We start from the raw sequence: 18147 nt of genomic DNA on the forward strand, positions 1-18147 counted from the left end.
CTCAGTAGCTCCGGGGCAGGCCGAGAATACGCTCGGCAATGATGTTGCGACGAACTTCGGAACTTCCTCCTGCGATCACGTACATGCGATCGGCAAAAAAGCCCCGCACCCAACTGTCCCAAGGACCATCAATTTCAAGCATCTCACCACCGAGCAACTCGGCCGCAAGAGCTCGAACCCGTTGCTGAAGCTCACCAAAAAACAGGAACGGGAGTGTGGCTTCGACACCAACCGGGAGTCCACGGTTGGCCCTCGAAATCATTGCGTAGCTTAGGGAGCGCAGCGCTGCGGCATCAGTTCGAAGCCTGGCGAGCCTTGACACAAAGGCGTCGTCGACCGATGACGAATGAATGCTACTTCTTGCCAACTCAATCAGCTGTTCGACCAGTTCGCCGAGTTCGGCGCCATGATTAGCCGTGGCGCCCGCCCTCTCGTTCGCGAGTGTCGTCATTGCAACCTTCCAGCCTTCATTCAGCTCCCCGACAACATTCGAGAGCGGCACACGCACATTGTCGTAGAACACCTCATTGAAATGTTCGTCGCCCGCAATGGTGCGCAACGGCCGGACCGTAATACCGGGCGTGGTCATGTCGATGATGACCCACGTAATGCCCTTGTGACGACCAAGGCTGGGATCTGTCCGTACGAGAGTTTCCTGGTAATCGGCATATTGCGCGTGGCTGGTCCACACTTTCTGCCCGTTGATAACGAGATGATCGCCATCAACCTCGGCGCGCATTCGCAGTCCCGCGAGATCCGATCCTGCACCCGGCTCTGAAAAACCCTGACACCAAACAACCTCGCCGCGCAGGATCTTCGGCAGGTGAAAGGCCCTCTGTTCCGGCGTTCCAAGTGCCATCACGGTGGGGCCGGCGTGGTTGATAGCGATCGAGAGGCAACCCAGGGTTGGCGCCCGTGCGCGCGCAACCTCTTCATACCAGATCATCTGCTCGACGGGACTGAGATTAGCGCCGCCATACTCCTTGGGCCAACTGATTGCCCCGAAACCGCCTTCGAACTTCGCCCGCTGCCAGGCGAGATCGAAATCACGCATCGCGTGGCCGCGCGGCGGACGTTGTCCTTTGGGCGCACTCTCGGCAAGCCAGTCGCGCACCCTCTCCCGAAACAACTTCTCACTTGCTGAAAAGCGAAATTCCACGCCAGCCTCCAGTCTCCGATTTGCAGTGCAAGATCAAAGTCTCGCACAAAATTATCTAACCTAGTACAATCATATATACATTTATCTTGTCGTCAACCCCCGATACGCCCCTCCGATCCGTATCGTCGCCCTGGATGAACCTGACACATGTCCATCAAGACCAGACTGACCGAATTGTTCGGCATAGAGCACCCGATTGTTCAAGGCGGAATGCAGTGGGTAGGCCGTGCCGAGCTTGTTGCGCCTGTAGCGAATGCTGGAGCACTGGGATTTCTTTCTGCGCTCACCCAGCCGACGCCTGAAGCCTTGGCGTCCGAGATCCGTCGCTGCCGTGACATGACTGACCGGCCCTTTGGTGTCAATCTTACGATCCTGCCAACCATCAGTCCGCCACCTTACGCGGAGTATCGCCGAGCAATCATCGAGGGCGGCGTCAAGATCGTGGAAACCGCCGGCTACAAGCCACAGGAACACGTCGATGAGTTCAAGCGGCATGCGATCAAGGTCATTCATAAGTGCACATCGGTTCGCCACGCCCTATCGGCAGAGCGCATGGGAGTTGATGCCGTTTCGATAGATGGATTTGAATGCGCCGGGCATCCCGGAGAAGACGATATCCCTGGGTTGGTTCTCATTCCAGCCGCTGCCGAGAGGGTTCGAATTCCCCTGATCGCAAGCGGCGGTTTCGCCGACGCCCGTGGACTCGTCGCAGCATTGGCGCTCGGCGCCGATGGAATCAATATGGGGACCCGCTTCTGCGCGACGCAAGAAGCGCCCATTCATGACGCGTTCAAACACAGGCTCGTGGAGGGTGACGAACGGGCGACCGACGTCATTTTCCGAACCTACCGGAACAGCGCACGTGTAGCGAAGAATGCGATCAGTCAGCAGGTACTCGCGGCCGAGGCAGAAGGCAAACCCTTCGAAGCTGTGGCGCACCTCGTCCGCGGCATTCGCGGGCGCGAGGGGTTCGAGACGGGTGAACTCGATCACGGCGTCTGGTCGGCCGGTATGGTTCAGGGCCTTATCCACGACATTCCTACCGTCCGTGAACTCGTCGAACGGATCGTCGACGAAGCAGAGCAGATCTTGCGCAACAGGCTCACCGGCTTTTTGGCATAACTACCCGTGATCAATGGGAGAGGCTCCAACGCTGGTGCCCTCCCCGCTAACGCCTGATGCCGTTCCGTAATGCGGCACGCTAGCCGCATACTCATGCTACACCTTACGTTCCCGTGAAGACGGGTTTGCGTTTTTCCATGAAGGAGCGCACACCTTCAGCATAGTCTGCGCTACGTCCTAACAGCCTCTGAAGGTCACGCTCGAGATCCAGCTGCTGATCGAGTGTGGACGTACTGCTGGCACTAAATGCTCGCTTGATGGCGGCGAGGGACAGTGGTGCGGCAGCGGCCAGACGCTCGACCAATGCCTCGGTCTCCGCGCTGAACTCATCGTCATCCACCACCTTCCAGATCATTCCCCATTCCGCAGCAGTCGAAGCAGATAGCGGCTCACCCAGTAATGCCAGACCTTTGGCCCGCGCCTGTCCCGCCAGCCGGGGAAGCACCCAGGTTGCGCCTGCATCCGGGACAAGACCGATAGAGACGAAGGATTGAATGAAGCGTGCGCTTCGCGTCGCGATGACGATATCGCCCGCCAGCGCCAGACTCGCCCCCGCTCCGGCCGCAACGCCGTTTACAGCGCACACGACAGGTATCGCAAGCCGCGTGAGACGTCGGATCATTGGACCGTAACGAAGTTCGAGTGCCTCCCCAAGATCAGGTGGCGCGCCCGTCCCGGCCTTGCGCTCGTTCAGATCCTGCCCGGCGCAGAAACCGCGGCCTGCGCCCGTGATCAACAACACACGCAAGCTCACGTCATTTTCGACCCGCTCAAGGACCGACTGGATTTCCGCGTGCATCTGCACGTTAAAAGCGTTAAGTCGTTCGGGGCGGTTCAGGCGCAATCGTGCGACACCACCATCACTGTCAAATTCAATGGTCTGATACATATCGATTCCAGGATTTACTGTCGGAAAATTTGCGTGCGTGGTAGCCAACTTAGACCGTGCCGCCTTCTTCGCCTTTCGCCTGATGTTGCTGCCTACTGACGGAAGCTCCAGATGAAGACTCGTTGTCGTGCCGGTTGCCTGAAATGTTCGCTGACTGGACGACGCCACCGTCTTCCAGCAGACTCCTGATCGCAACTTCATCCATGCCCGTTTCCCTAAGGATCTCCAGGCTGTGCTCACCCAGACGTGGCGCCAGACGCCTGACGTCCGGTGGAGTTCTGGACCAGCGCCCCGGAATCTGCATCGTCTTTAGCAGTCCCTCGCTCGGATGCTCGGACGTGCCAAAGAAGCCAACTGTCTGAAGATGTGGATCGTCCAGCAGACTCTCGGGTGTATGGAGCGGATTGGCAGGTATATCCGCCTCCTCAAGCAACCTCATCCATTCCTCGGTTGTCTTGGTTGCCATGGCATCCGCGACCATGCCATAGAGTTCCCGAATGTGCTGGGTGCGCGTGCGAATATCAATAAGTCTCGGGTCCGTATTCCATAACTCCGGCCGCCCCATCAGTCCGCAAAATGCCTTCCAGTGACGATCGTTATATACAAGCACGCAGACATATCCATCCTTCGTCTTGTACGGCCTGCGCTCCTGGACCAGTAGCCGGTCATACCGCATGCGCCCCGACGGCGGCAAAAATGTATGACCTTGAAGATGATCCCCAAGGACGTACTGGGCCATGGTTTCGAACATCGGTATTTCGATTGCCTGCCCCTGGCCGCTGGTCCGTTGGTCAAGTAGCGCCGCAAGGACCGCATTGACGACGTGCAAGGCAACAGTCCGGTCAACAATGGTTACAGGAAGATAACGGGGCACGCCGTCACTGACATCTGCCGACAGAGCCGGCAATGCTGTCAGGCCCTGAATGAGATCGTCGTAAGCGGGCTTCTGAGCATACGGGCCATCCTGTCCAAACCCAAACGCGCCGACATGAATGAGACGCGGGTTCAACTCCTTAAGCGTCTCGTAGTCGAGGTTCAGTCGCTTCATGGCCTGTGGCCGTACGTTGTATACCAGGACGTCCGCCTCCTTGACGATGCTCAGAAAGGCGTCGTATCCCTTCTTTGTCTTCAGGTCGAGCGCAATACTTCTCTTGTTGCGATTCAGATTCAAAAAAAATGCGCTCATGCCGGGATTGCGCGACGGTCCAATTCCTCGCGTGCTGTCACCCGTTGGAGGCTCCACCTTGATCACGTCTGCGCCGAAATCGCCAAGGATCTGGCACGCCCACGGTCCCATGAGCACAGAAGTGAGTTCCACGACCTTAACGCCGTGAAGGGGCGCATGTGCTCCCGTCCCGCACCTGGCTCCAGCCCCCTTGATTTGGTCTACCATGACAGTTTCCTCACGCCGGTTAGCGCAGATGCCACTTGGCTTTGGGAACCGACCACCGGTCCACCTCCGCCTCTCCCAGCGGATTGCCCAGTTGCGTGTATGTAAGAGCAACCTTCACAGCGACAGACGGCGGCAGGTCTCTTGCCTCCCACACGGCCTTGACGGATCCCTGCGTCGCGGCGGCGGGCTTTACAGCGATGATCGCCGCCAGTTCATGCGCACGGTCCCAGAGCAGTTCGCGCGATGTCACTTCACTGACCAGGCTGATTCTCAGCGCGGTCTGGGCACTTATCCGTTCGTCATTACCGAGCAGGATCATGCGCATGATTTCCCCCAGCGGGATACGGCCCAGCATGCCCGTGGGTTCGACCGCTGAAACCATGCCGAAGGTCACGTGCGGATCGAAGAACTGCGCATCCTCCGAACAGATGATGATGTCCGCCTCGTTGAGCCAGTAGAACGCGCCTGCCGCCGCGATGCCGTGAACGGCGCAGATCACCGGCTTCCACACGGCGTTCTGCTTGGGACCGAGCGAGGGACCCGGATCTTCCCAGTCAAACGGCGGAAGAGTCTTGTCCGCCCACCCACCTTCCTTGACGTCTGCCCCGGAGCTGAAAGCGCGATCGCCCGCGGCTCGCAATACGACAGCACGCACATCTCTGTCCCGTTTCACGCGGTCCCATGCGTCCTTGAACTCTTCACCCATCTTGTGATTGAAGGCATTCAGCCGATCGGGACGATTAAGCGTGATAGTGGCGACCCCGTCGGGTGAAGTCTCATAGAGAATTGTTTCGTAATTCATTGCATCTTCCGTGATGTTCAGTTCGTACGCCCTCCGCTCAGAAGGCGCATTGGGCGTTGCCGGTTATTCGGCACCAGCCAGCTCCGAGTCAGTGTCGACTTCGGCGTGACGTTCAACCTCGTGGTCAATCAGCCTGCGCAAATCCGCGGCGGCCGGCAACGGCAATTCCACCGGCGCATCGCGTGTTGGCAACAGGACAACGGCCTCGCCGGGAGTGACCGTGGTACCCCACTGATTCTCTACCCAAACATCAAGATGCACTTCGTTGCGTCCGTCGACCTGTCTTTTGTCCTTTACACGACCTTTGATCCAGTAGGTGTCACCCATGTACACGAACTTGCGATGCTCGCAGCGCAGCTTCCATAGCCAGCCGTCATCACCCATCCAATTCGTGATCACGTTGGTCAGAAAGGTTTCGCGCAGCCCGCCATAGTCGTATGGAGTTGGAATACCCATCTCGGCGGCCCATTCCTTCTCCCAATGAAGCCGCTGGACAGTATCCGGAACGTTCAGCGCATTCTTCGTAAAGAGCCCTGGTGCCTTCCTGCGAACCTTGTGGGACAGGCCAAAGTTTCCGGGCGGGGTCAACTGCATGCCCCAGCCAATGTGCCAGACGATCAGGTCGCTTAGACGCAAGGGCCCTCTGGCAATTGCAGGTATCTCCGAGCCCACCTGCACATCTTCCCAATAAAGCGTGTCAGCGCCACGAATCGTCTCCGCTGCCACAGCTGCATCGATTGCCGCGATCTGTTCGTCCGTGTATGGCTGAGGTAGTTCGTACTGTTTCTTTCGCTCGGCTGAGGCTTGCCGCTCAGCACGTATCCACGTACCGCGACGAATCGCTACCAGTTCGTCATTCTGATTGCGGTAAATAAAAGCGAGAATTTCCGAAACCGTTCGCCCGCTAAACCGGCTGTTGTCGCGCACTTGAGCTCCAACCAGCGCGCACCGGGTCAGCATCCTGTCGTTGATCCGTAGTGGTTGCCACCACTCGAATTCCATCACTGCCTGATAAGAGCCAAGTCCGGCGAGTGGATCACCCTTCAATAGGGCTTTCTGTTCCGGCGTGGGCGAAGCGTCCTGCTCACCCATCGTGTACAAAAAGTTCGGCGGCGCAATGAGACCTTTCCAGCGCGTATTGTCACCATACGTCTTATTGCACCACAATGGGTTTTCATCGCCGTAGCCGAGTGCGAAATGCCTCACGCCATCAAACGTAACTTCAAAGTTGTGCGGAACGCGCGGCTGGTTGAATTCCAGCCCGACGCGCTGTCTCAGCCTCGCAATACCCTCCTCCGTCATCACACCATATGTGGAATCTTCCGACAGCTCAGTCATAGTCTCATCCTCGTTACGTAACGTTTTGACATCCCACTTTATCCTATATATAAGTTAAATATGTAGGGCCGTCTAGTGGCGTTTACGCGGCGCCGCGATCCGCACGCGCGTCCGCCGCTCCGGGAGCAAGCGGACGCCTGCCCGCTTTATGCGTGAAACAGCTACAGAAAACAGGCGGCACTGCCGATATAGAGCAACGAAACTGACTTTGACGAAGATCTCAGCGGGCGTGCCTGACCTGACCGCCCGACCATTTATGTTCAACCGCCACCCGTGGATGCTCAGACGGTGTCAAACGGTCAGAGTGACCGGTCGGATCTTTTTTTGCGGAAGTCGCTTGAGGCGCTCTTGCCCTCGACGGCGTCATGTCCCCCCTGACGCGATCGCTGATGGTTCGGTTCGAAACGCAGTCCGTCGACATGACGCTCCCCCGGTGCTGTACGCCATGGACTGGGCGTGTCCGGCATGCGGTCGATCGGAACCCCAGATCGCCCAGCTAAACGCAAACGGCTCCTTGATGTGCCGTCTCGTTGAGCATCACGATCACATGAAGGACCCTGTCAAGACAGAGTTCGAACGTGAGTGCAAGTCACGAAAAGTCTTACTGGCAGATGGTATCGGCGAGCGCTTCGCCGAGAGGGCATCTCAAATGGTTTCGGCATATGCCAATGCGATCATCTGTGACGACTGCAACGCAGCCGATCGGAACTTTTCTTTCTCGCCGCAGGAATCCGGCAGTTCGTGAAACCACGGGCCAACACGCCACATGAAATCGACGTTAACATGGGGGATGAACAAGATACGCGTCTGTACTAAACCGCTGAGCGGTTTAGTACAGGTATTCCTATCGTAACGGTAGCGTTATTCGCCGAATCCGGCACTATCGAAAACGCGCCCCGTTCGGCAAACTGTCGCGGATCCTCCGACCTAGGGCCGTCGGCGACCCGGTGATCTCATCTGAAATCAATGTTGAGAGGGGAACCCGTGCTGCACGATGCGAAGTGGCATTTGATACGGGCACAGGCAAATGGGCGCGTCTCATTCGTTTGGACGGGAAGCAAAAGTTTCGTCGCGAGGGCGAGCCGACCTGCCACTTTCGGGAGCAGGCGGTTACGTTCTTATTTGCCCTTTCACAGATGCGCTCACGAAAACAGTGGCAAAGATTCGACGGCGGTTTGCCGCCGACGTCGCGGGGACGTGGATCGACTGGGCCGTGCAGCAGTTTCCTCGCCGGTCGAGCCGAGCCGCCGGTTCAGATCCGACAGCGCTCGACAGACGGACGTGCGGGCTGGCATCTCCGTCAATGCCAGTTCAAGCCGGTCCAGCAGTACCGGCAGACTCAATTCTCCAGTTACCTTTCCTGCTAACTTCCGCTTCCGCATAAGGCCGCTCCCCTATAGCTGTCGAGATACGCGCTGGCATCGACGTCACCACCAATCGTCAAGCTCCAGCGACATCTGTTTCTTCGCGTTTGCGCCAGGAGCACCGTCGGATACATTTCCCTTTGGCGACGGTGGTTTCAGCACATCGAGATGGAAAACCACATCCACGCCGAGCCGGACAAATCCATCATTCTCCCGCTTCGGACTCTCAGCAATGTTCGGAATAGCGATGCTTCCCACTACCTCCTCCGCCCCCCTGTTCACGCAGCGTCCGCCAGCATCGAGTGACGACAGTCAGCCGCGGCGCACCGGCATGTGTACTGCGCCCGGACGTCTTCATCCAGCGGATCGTCAGTGCCACGCAAAATGAACAGTTCTTCACCGGCCCCGATGGGCCGAAGCGTATGGATGAAAATGCGGCCATCGTGTTCGACGGTCTCGCAGTTCGGGGCACAGGCGTGATTGAGCCAGCGCGCGCTATTGCCGCTGCGGCTGCCGTCGATCACCCGCCCATCCGAGAGCCGGAAAAGAAATGTGTGTCCTTCGACACCTTCACGCTGGTGACGGCGCACCGCAGTTCGCCAGGAGGTGATTTCACCCTTGTACTCAAGCACGCGTTCGCCCGCCGAGAGCGGATGTATGGCGAACACGCCTTTGCCGTGAACGGAAGACCGCCGAACAATCACGCGCCGCATACTCTGTCCTTTCCCGATGTCAGCGCCTGTAGGCGATCACAAATAGCGCTAGCCGTGTTCACAGCGGCGCTAACGTGATCACAAACTCTGCTAGCTTAGCTTGCACACGACCGAGGAATCGAATCGGAGCATTCTGCGTCGCTGCGCTGGAGCGAACGTGGTTTGGTGCGGCACTGATCTCGGTCCAACATATTCGCCATCGACTCGGTGACGAATGGGAAGCCAGAATAGCCTTCATAGAAGGGGTAGATCTATTTCTTCATCACGCTTCGAAAGCAGCGATTGCAAGCGGGCGCAACCTTTCTCGATATGCGCAATCGAACGTCGAACTGGATTTCGGGTATGAGCGCACTCGCTCGACACGCCTCATCGGCGTTTTTGATACTCCTGCTGCCAAGGCGCGCTAGCGGCGTTACTGGGCAGAATACAGCTTGGTTGTTGTGCAACAGCAACAGACGCCGCGTCGCCTCTGATCGCCGGATTCCCCTTCCCCAGCAAGGGATACAGCGTTTTTCCGCCGCTCGCAAGCCTGTGAACACGGCTAGCGGCATTTAAGAACGCCAACATCTGCTGCACGCAATGTCGCCGATCTCACCGGGTTGCACACCCTGTCTCACGCCACTGTCCGCAAAGAGACGCTCAACTGCGGTGAGCACATTGAAAACGACCAGTTCCACGTTGGGTGGTTCGCGGGAACCCAACACCCTGGTGGAGCGAAGCACCTGCGTCTCGCAATTGACGGCACGGTAGTCACGGCGGTCCCGCTCGAAGAGGTGCGCAGGTTCGAAGTTATCGCGGGACGTGTCGAGTGTGAGGGGATAGCGGCTCGACGATTCGCATGTGCTCTCCAGCGTCCAAGCCTGACGCGCGTGCATATCGCTGCTGCACTCGACCAGTGTGGCTGGGTCTGTTCTACTTTGGTCGACGTGGTCACAGATGGTGCTCGGGGTATGCGATCGTTAGTGACTTCAGTGGCGCCTTGCGGATTCTTGACTGGTTTCACATCGGCGTGAAACTTCACGCTGTGCGGTCGGCGCTCTGCGCATACACATTTCCTCTCTACCAGCGACCGGTGGTGATGCGGCGATGCGAGCGACTAATAAATCGCGTGCGCGACAAGCTGTGGCGCGGCCGGGGCGACGCGGCAATCGAGATCCTACGTACGCTCATCGCCTCCCTGAATCTTGAGATTGGATCTTTGCCACGGTTCTATGGTCTCGGCGCCGGCACAGCGAGTAGCGCGGCCGCTCGATTATTGACCTTCCTTGTGAACAATCGCAGCGATCTTATCGACTATCAACAAGCACGTATGATCGGCCGTCGAGTATCGTCGGCCTCGGCCGAATCGGTCATGAATCATTTGATAAACCGACGGCTCACGAAACGTCAACAAATGCGTTGGTCGTTGAAGGGCGCTCACTACCTACTGCAAACCCGAGTAGAACTGCTCGACGGGAGGCTGGAGACGTGTTTCGCCAAGCGCTTTCCTCACTTCAGATCGCCGGAGGTCGCTCGACAATGAGCGCCTCTCCCCCACTTTTTGTCCACTCCCATTGACACGGCTAGCGGCAATTGTGAGCACCAACACCCCCCACCAAAGCACATTCCTAAGCGATCGGCGGAGAGGCTCATTTTCGCCCGTCACAACCCAGGCGTCCTTCGAGATACTGCTTGCGCCAGTCGAACACCTGATTCGCGTTCACTCCATGACTCCGCGCAATCTCCGCTACCGAACGTAGTGAAGCACAAAACCGCCCTCGCCAACGTGGTCCAAACGGGTAACGCACTGTGCCACTTTCGGCCAAGACAGGATGGTTCGCGCCGTGAATCTGCCAATCACCAGTTTCCCTACATTTCACAGCACCAGGTACCTAGATAAGCAGAAGCTAGCCAAGCATTAAAGGATTATCTCCGCTTTGGCAAATGACCTGTCGTTGTACTTCCGTGCTAGGGTCCGAAATTTTTGCCTCTGTTAGAACGATTGCCAGTCGTCACCTTTCGACTCCGGCGACGCGACGTTAGTCTTGCGGGCCGAAATAGAACGTGTTTTCGTTGCGTCGGACGATTTTTCGGGGTTCACTCGTTCCGCCGAACTAGTTGATAGAGCAGGCAGGCGAGGTTCGGTACGGGGTGCCGCGATCCGGGAGGCGGCTAGCCCTGCATCAGCTACCTTGAACAAGGAAACTGCACCCTTTAGTTGGGTTGCCTGTTGTTCAAGCGATTGGGATGCTGCCGCTGCCTGTTCGACCAGCGCTGCATTCTGTTGCGTAACTTCGTCCATTTGACTAACAGCCTGACTGATCTGTTCAATACCGAGACTCTGTTCTTCAGAGGCTGTGGCAATTTCCCCTACGATGTCAGAAACCTGTCTGATTGCCTGCTTAATCTGGCCCATGGTCACGCCGACCTCGGATGCTTGTTGCACACCGTCCTCAATCGTTGCCACGGACGACCCGATGAGCTCCTTGATTTCCTTTGCAGCAGTGGCAGAACGCTGGGCCAGACTACGAACTTCGCTGGCAACGACAGCAAAACCACGTCCCTGTTCGCCAGCGCGTGCGGCTTCCACGGCAGCGTTCAAAGCAAGAATATTTGTCTGGAAGGCGATGCCTTCAATCACGCCGGTGATCTCAGAAATCTTGTTCGAACTCGCGCTGATTTTACCAATGGTGACGACCATCGATTGGACCGCATCATTGCCAGATTCGGCCATCTCAGTGGCGCTCGTTGCCAAGCTATTCGCCTCGCGTGCATTGTCGGCGTTCTGCTTCACGGTCTCCGTTAGCTGTGTCATGCTGGCCGCCGTTTTCTCAAGTGATGCCGCCTGTGCTTCAGTTCGCGCCGACAGGTCCATGTTTCCGGCTGCGATTTCGTGAGACGAGTTGGTCAGGTTATTTGTTGTCCCTCGTACATTTCCGACCAGACCCGCCAAGCCCACGTTAATCCCGTTCAAGGCTTCCAGTACTCTTCCTATCTCGTCGCCGCGATCGACTGGCATTTGCGTGGTCAGATCACCCTGCGCAAGGCGTTGAGCAGCAGCCTCCGCATCATGCAATACAAGGCTGACCTTGCGTCGGATCAGCACATATGTGCCCACGCCAATCATTAGTATAACGATGGCACTTAGAATGGCACCAAACGTTGCGAAAGGAGCTGCTTTCGATCCAGCTAGAGAATCCGCAACTATTTCACGCCCAACAACAAGCGCTGCGGCCCACGCCGTAATCAAACAGGATAGTTTTAACGCGAGGCTGGGCATTGTCGAACTGCTAATGTCAACACCCGTAATCGTTGCACCGATTACCGTATCGCGACGATCGAAGATCGGACTGAAGAGGGAGAGGAATTTCTTGTCAGTAGAGCGCGTATACCCAATGTACTCGTGTCCAGCCAGAAGCAGCTGATAGGAAGGGTGAGAACGGTCGAGGGTTCCACCCAATGGGCGAGCGCCGTTTGCATCCCTCACCGTCGTTACGATCCGGACGAACCTATCGTCGTCACGGACAAAAATGGTCGCGCCGCCGCCCGTTTCTTTTGAGTAATCGTCGACTACCGTGTGGTCTGCATTGACCTGACGCCCTCCGTTGCTCAAGATCGGTGTCGGGTAGCCGCCGACCTCGATACGTCTGGTTTCGTCAAGGGAAAACGGTTCCTTGTAGCGCCCCAGGAGATTCCTCTGTAGTTTTCGGAGCCGGTTTTCATGCAACCCGAAGCCAAGCATATGAGCCATCCTAAGACACGAACCATGTCGTGATCGAAATTTTCGGCGGCCGCGTTCACCCATTGCGGATCGTGCGGATTGGCGCCTGCTTTGATCTTGATATGCCGTTCTATCCAAGCGTAGCCCGGACGCTTTCAGCAGATAACGGCTTCTAGTACCACTTGTCCTCAGAGAGCATGATCTCGTTGTGAGACTTTCCGGCCGGAATCATCGGAAAACAGTTTGCCTGCTCAACTACACGTACATCGAGCAGGTACGGATCGCTGCTGGCCAGACATCGGTCCAGCGCCTTCGCAAGCTGTGCAGGCGTTTCAACTGACTCAGCCTTCCAGCCAAAAGCATGACCGACGGCAACGAAGTCGGGCAATGCATCAGTATAGCTATGGCTATACCGACCGCCGTAGCTCAACTCTTGCCACTGACGTACCATGCCCATGTACCTGTTATTCGAGATGATCAATTTGACAGCACAGCGATGCTGGATGGCCGTCGAAAGTTCTTGAATGTTCATCAGCACAGATGCGTCGCCAGAGACGCAGATAACAGTGCGCTCCGGATTACCAATTTTCGCACCGATTGCAGCGGGGAGGCCAAATCCCATCGTACCTGCGCCGCCAGACGTAATGAACCGCCCTGGGCGTTCAACCGGTATATGTTGCGCCGCCCACATCTGATGTTGCCCAACATCCGTGGTGACAATCGCATCCTTTTGCTTGATTCTCGACGCGATGGACTGCATCAATGCCTGAGGCAGAATGTGATCCCGTCGAGACTCAACGCGCAGACATTCCGAGTCTCGCCAAGAAGATATTTGTCGCCACCATGCAGAGAGCCGGGTGCGAGGTAACGCTCCACGTGCGGTCAGTACATCGTTAAGCATCGTCAACGCCTCAAGGCAATCGGCCACAATTGGCACGTCTGCCTTGACGACCTTGTTGATTGACGTAGGGTCAATATCGATGTGAATGATCTTGGCATGTGGGCAAAACCCATCAAGTTTTCCGGTCACGCGATCATCAAAACGCGCCCCGACGCAGATTACGAGGTCTGCGTGATGCATCGCCAGGTTGGCTTCGACGGTCCCATGCATGCCGAGCATTCCGACGAACAGGCGGTCACTTGCCGGGAAGGCGCCAAGCCCCATCAATGTTAGCGTGCATGGCGCTCCGACCGCGCGAACCACCGTCGCAAATGCTTCACAGGCGACTTGCCCGGAGTTAACCAGTCCGCCCCCGCCGTAGAAAACTGGGCGCTTCGACTCCTGAATCAGGCTCAGCGCCTCTCGAATTGAGCCCCTATTGGCGCCCCTCGAGGACGAAAGATGTCGTCTCAAGCCTGAATGCCGCTTTTCGTCCGGCTCCGACGAGACTGCCGCTGCCTGCAAATCCTTCGGAAAATCCAGGAGAACGGGCCCGGGTCGACCATTGGCCGCGATCTTCAATGCATTGGCTACCGTCGGGACCACATCGTTGACGTTCCGGATCTGGTATGACCATTTGGTCACTGACCTTGAAATACCGAGTGCGTCGCATTCTTGAAATGCGTCGGTGCCAATGGCTGTCGTTGCAACCTGTCCGCTAATACACACAATCGGAACCGAGTCCGAGAAAGCGTCCAAAAGTCCTGAAATGGTATTGGCGACGCCCGGGCCCGAGGTCACAAAAACGACCCCGACGCGTCCTGTCGAACGCGCATAACCTTCCGCCGCATGAACGGCAGCCTGTTCGTGGCGTACGAGGACGTGGCGAAGACGACCGTCGGCAAAGAGGGCGTCGTACAGCGGCAAAACGGCCCCTCCTGGGTATCCGAACACTGTCGTGACGCCGTTCTCAATCAACGTGTCTATCAATACCGCCGCACCGTTACGATCCGCGTGTACTAACGCATAGGCGGGTGGTCTCGATAGTTCCGCTTTCGGGCGGTCGGCATCAGCCTGTTCCAGTTTCAGCATCGTCACTTCTCGCTACGGGGAAAGGAATGTGAGCATTGGTACTCAGCCCGCAAGATGTTTCGCCTTCGACGGACCTTTATCGTGCACAGCGCCGTCACGTTGAGCTCTGACCGCCGCCAGGTTCGCATCTTTGACATGCCCAAAACCTCGCACACGCTCAGGCCAACTAGCCAGCTCTACTGCATCAGCGAGATTGGACTCGTTCAGGTCGCTCAGCAACGCTTCGACTGTTTGTCGGTATTCGGCAATCAGTTGGCGTTCGGTCTTGCGCTCATCCGTGAACCCAAACACGTCGAACGCCGTGCCACGCAGGAACTTCAAGCGAGCGAGTACGTGGAAGGCATACCAGACCCACTGACCATATTCGCGCTTGACAAGATGCCCCTTTGCATCCTTCTTCGCGAGCAGCGGAGGCGCGAGATTAAATCGCAGCGAGACCTTGCCTTCAAACTGCTCCTTCAGGCTTTCCTTAAACCGTCCGTCCGTGTAAAGACGTGCAACTTCGTATTCGTCCTTGTACGCCATCAGCTTGAAGTAATACTTGCTTACCGCAGCTGTCAGCTTCGTTCCTTTTCCGATGCGCTGCTCCGCGGCACGCACACGCTCTACGAGATTCTGATAGTGTCGTGCGTACGTCGCGTCCTGATAGGCCGTGAGCTCACGCACACGCTCCTCGATTTGCCGATCAACCGACGGAGGAAAGTGCAAGGTCACGGCCTTTGTTGGCGTTGCAATGGACTGAACACGTCGCAAGTCAATAGCTGCGTATCGGCCCCACGTGAAACTCCTCTTGTTTGCCTCCACGGCAACGCCGTTCAACTCGATCGCCCTGGTGATCGCCTTTTCGCTCACCGGAATGCAACCGCGCTGATATGCGTATCCGAGCATGAACAGATTCGTCGCGATCGAATCGCCTAGCAAGGCTGTCGCGATTGCGGTTGCGTCAACAAATTCACCCTTTGCTCCAACAGCATCCCTGATGAGTTGCGTAACCGCCTCTTCAGGAAATTGCCAGTCTGGCTGCTTCGCGAACGGCCCGGTCGGCTGTTGATGCTGGTTGATGATGGCCACTGTGCGCCCTTGCCGCATCTTGGAGACAGCGTCATGCGCACCCGCCGTAAGCAGGTCGCATCCAAGAATCAGGTCTGCTTCTCCTGAGGGAATGCGGGCGGCAAAGATTGTGCCGGGCGTTGCCGAGAATCGAACGTGGGACGTCACCGAACCGTTCTTCTGCGACATGCCGGTCATATCAAGCACCGAAACGCCCTTGCCTTCCAGGTGTGCGGCCATACCTAGAAGTGCCCCGATGGTGATCACACCTGTGCCACCGATGCCGTTAATGAGAATGTTGTAGGGATGCTCGCAGGAAGGCAGCGTCACTTCAGGCAATTGCTGTACATCCGGCAATTCACTCTTCGCAGTCGAAACAGCTTTGCTGCGAGGCTTCCCGCCCTTCACAGTAACGAAGCTCGGGCAGAATCCATTAACGCATGAATAATCTTTGTTACAGGACGACTGATCGATCGTCCGCTTACGCCCGGTCGAAGTTTCCAGCGGCAGAATCGACGTGCAGTTCGACTGCACGCCGCAGTCGCCACAGCCCTCACAAACAGCGTCGTTGATAAACAGGCGCTTGTCCGGATCGGGAAATTCTTTCTTCTTCCGCCGGCGGCGCTTTTCCGCGGCGCAAGTCTGATCGTAAATGAGGATAGACACACCCTCGATTTGCCGAAGCTCGCGTTGAATCGCGTCCAGATCCTTACGATCGTTGAACGTCGTAATGTCCGGAAACGCCTTCGTGGATACGTAGCGCTCCATATCCTCTGTCACCACTGCAATACGTTTGACCCCTTCTGCAGCAAGTTGCCTTGCAATACGGTCGACGGAGATGGTGCCGTCAACGGGTTGACCGCCCGTCATGGCCACCGCGTCGTTGTATAAAACCTTGTATGTAATATTCACTTTGGACGCGACTGCCGCCCGGATTGCAAGCGAACCCGAGTGAAAATACGTCCCGTCTCCGAGGTTGGCGAAGACATGCGGCACCTTTGAAAAAGGAGCCTGACCGATCCAGGGCGCACCCTCGCCACCCATGTGGGTAGTGGTCTTGTTGTATTCGGGATAGATCGCGGTCGCCATCACATGACAGCCAATGCCTGCGAGCGCGAAGCTACCCTCGGGAACCTTCGTGGACGAGTTGTGCGGACAACCGGAGCAGTAGTATGCAGGTCGCGGCGGGGCGACGAAAGCCCGTGCCAGCGCAGCTTCCTTCTCCTCGAGAAATCCTAGGCGCGCTTCGATAGCGGTGCTTGAATGAAAGCGCGCAATTCTGCCAGCGACGACCCGGGCAATCTGGGCTACAGAGAAATCAGCTTTCGATGTGAGGAGCCACTCCCCGCGAGGAGCCACCCACTCGCCTTTCTCGTCGAACTTCCCAATGACGCGCGGTCTCACGTCCTCCTTCCAGTTATAGAGCTGTTCCTTGAGTTGATACTCCACAATCTGGCGTTTTTCTTCTACGACGAGAATTTCCTCGAGGCCGTCCGCAAACTCCCTCACCCCCTCAGGTTCAAGCGGCCACGGCATAGCAACCTTGTACAGGCGAAGACCGATTTTTTCGGCAGCTGTCTCGTCGATGCCGAGTTCCTCAAGCGCCTCCAGTACATCAAGGTACGATTTGCCCGATGCGATAATTCCCAGCCGCGCTTTCGGCGAATCGATGGTGACGTGATTGAGCTTGTTGGCGCGTGCGTAAGCCAAGGCTGCATATATCTTGTAATCCTGCATCAACGCTTCCTGCTTGCGCGCCTGAACCCCTAGCGGGTCAGTGGATAGGCGTGCATGCAGGCCGCCTTCCGGCAGCGTGAAATCTCGCGGAAATACGGTCTTGACGCGGAAGGGATCTGCATCAATTGAGGAACTGGACTCGACCGTATCTGCGAGTGCCTTGAAGCCAACGGCGCACCCGGAAAACCGGGACATCGCCCATCCATGCAACCCAAGCGACAGATACTCTTCCACGTTACTTGGATAGAGCACCGGAATCATGGCAGCGGAAAACGCGTGCTCGGATTGATGTGGCAGCGTCGACGAGTAGGCGCCGTGATCATCCGCTGCGACCAGAAGGACACCCCCGGACCGCGAAGTGCCAGCGTGATTCATGTGTTTAAACACGTCACCACAGCGATCAACACCGGGCCCCTTGCCGTACCACATGGCGAACACACCATCGTAGTCCGATTCACCCAGCAGATTTACCTGCTGGGTGCCCCATACGGCCGTGGCGGCCAAGTCTTCGTTGACACCCGGCTGAAACTTCACATGGCTCGCACCGAGATGCTTTTGCGCTTTCCACAACGCTTCGTCGAAGCCACCAAGCGGCGAGCCACGATACCCGGAGATAAAACCCGCTGTGTTCAGGCCTTCTGCCTGATCACGCAGCCGCTGCATCAGCGGAAGTCGCACCAGGGCCTGGACCCCAGAGAGGAACACACGTCCGGATCGTTTCGTGTATTTGTCATCAAGGGTGACGTCTGCCTTCAACACCGCTCCGCTCGAATCCGCGACCTCTTGAGTCGCGACCAGCGTATCTTCCATTCTTATCTCCGTGAACCTTGTATGGTCTCAACGCGCTCTACCTTCTGTTGTACGGTGGGGACCGTGAAGGAAAAGACGACCTGGCCGTTGGTATCGGC

At 57.1% G+C, this 18147-nt stretch carries 10 protein-coding genes and 3 pseudogenes; 1 reads left to right on the forward strand and 12 read right to left on the reverse strand.

The window, feature by feature from the left end:
• Position 1: 1 nt before the first annotated feature.
• Complete coding sequence (locus P3T25_RS26770; protein WP_429359615.1) at positions 2-1159, reverse strand: acyl-CoA dehydrogenase family protein; 1158 nt, start codon at positions 1157-1159, stop codon at positions 2-4.
• A gap of 153 nt (positions 1160-1312) precedes the next feature.
• On the opposite strand from P3T25_RS26770, the gene P3T25_RS26775 reads away from it, so the two are divergent.
• Complete coding sequence (locus P3T25_RS26775) at positions 1313-2281, forward strand: NAD(P)H-dependent flavin oxidoreductase (RefSeq protein WP_429359723.1); 969 nt, start codon at positions 1313-1315, stop codon at positions 2279-2281.
• Between the two features lie 103 nt (positions 2282-2384).
• Here the strand turns inward: P3T25_RS26775 and paaG are convergent, their stop codons facing one another.
• From paaG to P3T25_RS26830, 11 genes and pseudogenes are all read right to left on the reverse strand, one after another.
• Complete coding sequence (gene paaG, locus P3T25_RS26780; protein WP_429359617.1) at positions 2385-3170, reverse strand: 2-(1,2-epoxy-1,2-dihydrophenyl)acetyl-CoA isomerase PaaG; 786 nt, start codon at positions 3168-3170, stop codon at positions 2385-2387.
• Between the two features lie 49 nt (positions 3171-3219).
• The gene (locus tag P3T25_RS26785) at positions 3220-4563 is read right to left on the reverse strand and encodes a CaiB/BaiF CoA transferase family protein (RefSeq protein ID WP_429359619.1); all 1344 of its coding nucleotides are present in this window, start codon (positions 4561-4563) and stop codon (positions 3220-3222) included.
• Positions 4564-4582: 19 nt separating this feature from the next.
• Positions 4583-5365, reverse strand: a complete 783-nt coding sequence (locus tag P3T25_RS26790; RefSeq protein ID WP_429359621.1) for an enoyl-CoA hydratase/isomerase family protein — start codon at positions 5363-5365, stop codon at positions 4583-4585.
• Between the two features lie 63 nt (positions 5366-5428).
• Positions 5429-6703: an FAS1-like dehydratase domain-containing protein gene (locus P3T25_RS26795; RefSeq protein WP_429359623.1), complete on the reverse strand. Its 1275-nt coding sequence runs from the start codon at positions 6701-6703 to the stop codon at positions 5429-5431.
• A 1427-nt stretch (positions 6704-8130) separates the two neighbouring features.
• Positions 8131-8325 (reverse strand): hypothetical protein, encoded by a 195-nt coding sequence (locus P3T25_RS26800; RefSeq protein ID WP_429359625.1) that lies wholly within the window; start codon positions 8323-8325, stop codon positions 8131-8133.
• 20 nt (positions 8326-8345) lie between these two features.
• Positions 8346-8780: an SET domain-containing protein gene (locus P3T25_RS26805; protein ID WP_429359627.1), complete on the reverse strand. Its 435-nt coding sequence runs from the start codon at positions 8778-8780 to the stop codon at positions 8346-8348.
• 1649 nt (positions 8781-10429) lie between these two features.
• Positions 10430-10513: pseudogene (locus tag P3T25_RS26810) on the reverse strand (transposase); the annotation flags it as partial.
• A 239-nt stretch (positions 10514-10752) separates the two neighbouring features.
• Positions 10753-11859, reverse strand: a pseudogene (locus tag P3T25_RS26815) (methyl-accepting chemotaxis protein); the annotation flags it as partial.
• Between the two features lie 195 nt (positions 11860-12054).
• A pseudogene (locus P3T25_RS26820) lies at positions 12055-12564 on the reverse strand (Cache 3/Cache 2 fusion domain-containing protein); the annotation flags it as partial.
• A gap of 88 nt (positions 12565-12652) precedes the next feature.
• Positions 12653-14452, reverse strand: a complete 1800-nt coding sequence (gene ilvB / locus P3T25_RS26825) for a biosynthetic-type acetolactate synthase large subunit (RefSeq protein WP_429359629.1) — start codon at positions 14450-14452, stop codon at positions 12653-12655.
• Positions 14453-14494: 42 nt separating this feature from the next.
• The gene (locus P3T25_RS26830) at positions 14495-18049 is read right to left on the reverse strand and encodes an indolepyruvate ferredoxin oxidoreductase family protein (protein ID WP_429359631.1); all 3555 of its coding nucleotides are present in this window, start codon (positions 18047-18049) and stop codon (positions 14495-14497) included.
• Positions 18050-18147 lie beyond the last annotated feature (98 nt).

This window comes from Paraburkholderia sp. GAS32, from assembly GCF_050434225.1.
In the GTDB taxonomy this organism is placed as follows: Bacteria; Pseudomonadota; Gammaproteobacteria; order Burkholderiales; family Burkholderiaceae; genus Paraburkholderia; species Paraburkholderia madseniana.

Bases quoted from the DNA above. Each gene is read 5' to 3' on its own strand.
- P3T25_RS26805 (WP_429359627.1), bottom strand. From the start codon at position 8,780: ATGCGGCGCGTGATTGTTCGGCGGTCTTCCGTTCACGGCAAAGGCGTG.
- P3T25_RS26830 (WP_429359631.1), bottom strand. From the start codon at position 18,049: ATGGAAGATACGCTGGTCGCGACTCAAGAGGTCGCGGATTCGAGCGGA.
- ilvB (WP_429359629.1), bottom strand. From the start codon at position 14,452: ATGCTGAAACTGGAACAGGCTGATGCCGACCGCCCGAAAGCGGAACTA.
- P3T25_RS26795 (WP_429359623.1), bottom strand. From the start codon at position 6,703: ATGACTGAGCTGTCGGAAGATTCCACATATGGTGTGATGACGGAGGAG.
- paaG (WP_429359617.1), bottom strand. From the start codon at position 3,170: ATGTATCAGACCATTGAATTTGACAGTGATGGTGGTGTCGCACGATTG.
- P3T25_RS26785 (WP_429359619.1), bottom strand. From the start codon at position 4,563: ATGGTAGACCAAATCAAGGGGGCTGGAGCCAGGTGCGGGACGGGAGCA.
- P3T25_RS26790 (WP_429359621.1), bottom strand. From the start codon at position 5,365: ATGAATTACGAAACAATTCTCTATGAGACTTCACCCGACGGGGTCGCC.